Source organism: Halorubrum sp. CBA1125, from assembly GCF_009742825.1.
In the GTDB taxonomy this organism is placed as follows: domain Archaea; phylum Halobacteriota; class Halobacteria; order Halobacteriales; family Haloferacaceae; genus Halorubrum.
In genome coordinates, this window is sequence record NZ_WPCE01000228.1 from 1 (window position 1) to 4,112 (window position 4,112).

General features: G+C 69.3%; 3 protein-coding genes. All 3 read left to right on the top strand.

Annotation, left to right across the window (positions count from 1 at the left end):
* On the top strand, positions 1 to 2,171 hold a 2,171-nt coding region (gene lonB / locus GJ633_RS14650), incomplete at its 5' end, for an ATP-dependent protease LonB (protein ID WP_156589398.1).
* 24 nt (positions 2,172 to 2,195) lie between these two features.
* Complete coding sequence (locus GJ633_RS14655) at positions 2,196 to 3,104, top strand: CPBP family intramembrane glutamic endopeptidase (RefSeq protein ID WP_156589399.1); 909 nt, start codon at positions 2,196 to 2,198, stop codon at positions 3,102 to 3,104.
* A gap of 46 nt (positions 3,105 to 3,150) precedes the next feature.
* Entirely contained in the window at positions 3,151 to 3,933 is a 783-nt protein-coding gene (locus GJ633_RS14660) for a CBS domain-containing protein (RefSeq protein WP_156589400.1), read from the top strand.
* Positions 3,934 to 4,112: the final 179 nt, after the last annotated feature.

A 4,112-nucleotide genomic window follows, 5' to 3' on the forward strand; every position in this document is an offset into this window, starting at 1 on the left:
GAGCCCCCGCCGACGGCGACACGTCTGCGGGCGACGCGGCGGATAACGACTCGACCGAGGAGCCCGACGAGCCCGGGGACGGCGACGGCGTCGTCGTCCTCGAGGACGGCGAAGTCGTCGAGGCGGGCGACGTCGGCGACGACGCCGGGTTCGCGATCGACCACGACGAACCGCACGACGCCGGCGACGACCCGAACGACACCGGCGACGACGACGGCGGTATCGACGAGCTCGGCAGCTCAGTCGAGGTCGAGGGAGCCGAGATCGAAGAGGACCCCGACGAGGACGACCTCCTCGGCGGACTCAAGATCGACACGACCGAGGAGATCGAGATCCCCGACCGCCTCGTCGACCAGGTGATCGGCCAGGAGCACGCCCGCGACGTGATCATCAAGGCCGCCAAACAGCGGCGCCACGTGATGATGATCGGCTCCCCCGGGACCGGGAAGTCGATGCTCGCGAAGGCGATGTCCGAACTGCTCCCGAAAGAGGAGTTACAGGACGTCCTGGTCTACCACAACCCCGACGACGGGAACAAGCCGAAGGTCCGGACCGTCCCAGCGGGGAAAGGCGAACAGATCGTCGACGCCCACCGCGAGGAGGCGCGCAAGCGCAACCAGATGCGGTCGCTTCTGATGTGGATCATCATCGCCGTCGTGTTGGGCTACGCGCTCATCATCGTCGGCCAGATCCTCGTCGGCATCATCGCGGCCGGGGTCGTCTACCTCGTCTTCCGCTACCTCAACCGCGGCTCGGACGCGATGATCCCGAACCTCCTGGTGAACAACGGCGACACGAAGACCGCGCCGTTCCGCGACGCGACGGGCGCGCACGCCGGCGCGCTGCTCGGCGACGTCCGGCACGACCCGTTCCAGTCCGGCGGGATGGAGACGCCGAGCCACGACCGCGTCGAGGCCGGCGCCATCCACAAGGCGAACAAGGGCGTGCTGTTCATCGACGAGATCAACACGCTCGACATCCGCAGCCAGCAGCACCTCATGACGGCGATCCAGGAGGGCGAGTTCTCGATCACGGGCCAGTCCGAGCGCTCCTCGGGCGCGATGGTCCAGACCGAGCCCGTCCCCACGGACTTCGTCATGATCGCGGCCGGGAACCTCGACGCGATGGAGAACATGCACCCGGCGCTCCGGAGCCGCATCAAGGGATACGGGTACGAGGTGTACATGGAGGACACCATCGAGGACACCCCGGAGATGCGCCGGAAGTACGTCCGCTTCATCGCCCAGGAGGTCGCGAAGGACGGTCGGCTGCCGGAGTTCACGGCGGAGGCCGTCGAGGAGGTCATCCTCGAGGCCAAACGCCGCTCGGGCCGGAAGGGCCACCTCACCCTCCTGTTCCGGAACCTCGGCGGGCTGGTCCGCGTCGCCGGCGACATCGCCCGCGGCGAGAACGCCGACTTCACCACCCGCGAGCACGTGCTGTCCGCGAAGGGACGCTCGCGGTCCATCGAACAGCAGCTCGCCGACGACTTCATTGAGCGGCGGAAGGACTACGAGCTGCAGGTCTCCGACGGCTACGTCGTCGGCCGGGTCAACGGCCTCGCCGTGATGGGCGAAGACTCCGGGATCATGCTCCCGGTGATGGCCGAGGTCACGCCCTCGCAGGGGCCCGGCGAGGTGATCGCCACCGGCCAGCTCAAGGAGATGGCCCAGGAGGCGGTCTCGAACGTCTCGGCGATCATCAAGAAGTTCTCCGACGAGAACATCTCGGAGATGGACATCCACATCCAGTTCGTCCAGACGGGCCAGCAGGGCGTCGACGGCGACTCCGCGTCGATCACGGTCGCGACCGCGGTCATCTCGGCGCTCGAAAACGTCGGCGTCGACCAGAGCCTCGCGATGACGGGGTCGCTCTCGGTCCGGGGCGACGTGCTCCCGGTCGGCGGCGTCACCCACAAGATCGAGGCGGCCGCGAAGGCCGGCTGCGACCGGGTGATCATCCCCGCCGCCAACGAGCAGGACGTGATGATCGAAGACGAGTACGAGGAGATGATCGAGATCATCCCGGTGTCGCACATCAGCGAGGTGCTCGACATCGCGCTGGAGGGCGAAGCCGAGAAGGACTCGCTCGTCTCCCGGCTCAAGTCGATCACCGGCTCGGCGCTCAAGGAAGGCAGCGTCTCCGGCCCCTCCAGCCCGAGCCCGCAGTAACCCGATCGCCACGACCACGCATCGATGCCCGACTGGGCGGCGTTCGTGGTCGCGACCGCCGCCCTGACGCTGCTGCTTTTGTATTTCACCCGTCGCTCTCGGCGCATCCTCGCGAGCGCCCGGATCGTCGACTCGCGGCGCCAGGTCGCCGTCGACGGCGACACCGACCAAGATGGCGACGTCGATCGGGACGACGACACCGACCGAGACGGGGACGCCGACCGGTCTTCGGACGCCAACCGGCGGAACCGACCGGTCCTCACGACGCGGCTGTTGTTAGCCAACGCGGCCGCCTCACAGGCAGTCGCGCTGACCGTCCTCGTCGCGATCGCGTGGTGGACCGCGGTGCCGGCGTCGGCGTTCGGGATCGGCGAGGCACACCCGGTGTTCGGCTCGAACGGACGGCCCTCGCTCGGCGCCCTCCGACTCGGCGCCCTTCGGCTCGATGCCGGCGGGCCGATCGTCGTCGGCGCTGGCGCGGGGGTCCTCCTCGCCGCCGGCAACGAGGCGGCCGCACGGCTCGGCGTGCGGGTCGGCGTCGTGCCCTCGACACGGCTCCGCGAGGCGATGGCGCCGACCGGCGTCGGCGAGTGGATACTGCTGCTCGCCGTCGTCCTCCCGGTCGTCGCCGGCTTCGAGGAGGCGCTGTTCCGTGGGGCGTTGATCGGGGCGCTCTCCGTCGGCTTCGCGGTCGATCCGTGGCACCTCGTCGTCGTCTCGTCGGTCGCGTTCGGGCTCGGCCACGGCGCGCAGGGTCGGATCGGGATCGTCGTCGCCGTCGCGCTCGGCCTCGCGCTCGGGGGGCTGTTCGTCGCCACCGGCAGTCTCCTCGCGGTCGTCGTCGCGCACTACGTCGTCAACGCGGTGGAGTTCGTCGTCCACGAGCGGTCGAGGACCGTTTCGTCGGGCTCGAGGGCGGGCAGAGCGGAGTAGCGCCGCCTCCCGCCCCTTTTTGTTCCGGCGGCGCCTTCTTCCGACAATGAGCGGGAAACCGACCGTCGGGGAGTACATGACCCGCGACGTGGAGACGGTCAGCCCGGACGAGACGGTCGCCGAGGTCGCACGGCGGATGGCCGAGAGCGACGGCCACAACGGGTTCCCGGTCACGAACGGGCGGACGGTCGAGGGGTTCGTCTCGGCCGCGGACCTCCTCCTCGCGGACGACGACGCCCCCGTGTTCACGGTGATGTCCACCGACCTCATCGTCGCGCACCCGGACATGAAGGTGACCGACGCCGCCCGCGTCATCCTCCGATCCGGGATCCAGCGGCTCCCCGTGGTCGACGACGCCGACAACCTCGTGGGGATCATCTCGAACACCGACGTCGTCCGCTCGCAGATCGAGCGGGCGACGCCGAGCAAGGTGGGGAAGCTGATGCGGACGCTCGAACAGATCCACGGCGTCGACCTCAGCGAAGAGCGCCGCGAGGTGCGGCTCACCGACCTGACGCCGACGCAGGCTCGCGTGTACGCCGACGAACTGGAGGGTCGTCAGTACGAGCTAGAGCGCGGGCTCGCGGAGCCGCTCGTCGTCATCGACAACGGCGGGACGCTCCACCTCGCCGACGGCCACCACCGCGTGATGGCCGCCCACGAGTCCGGGATCGAGACGATGGACGCGTACGTGATCGTCCCCGAGCGACCGATCGACCTCGGGATGGCACGGACCGCCGAGAAGGAGGGGCTCGACGGCATCACCGACATCGAGGTCGTCGACTACGCGCGGCATCCGCTCGTGGAGACGACGAAGCGACTGCAGTGAGCGGCCGAGAGACGAAGGCGGCCGCCACGACGCGGATGGCGCCGTGACCGGCGCGCTCGCCGAGAATCGACGGCAGCCTTTTGTCGGCTCGGAGAGAACTGTATCTCATGAGATCACGTCTCAAGAACGCGGTGTCGAGAGCGAAGTGGGCGGCGGTCGGCGCGGCGGTCGGCGCCGCG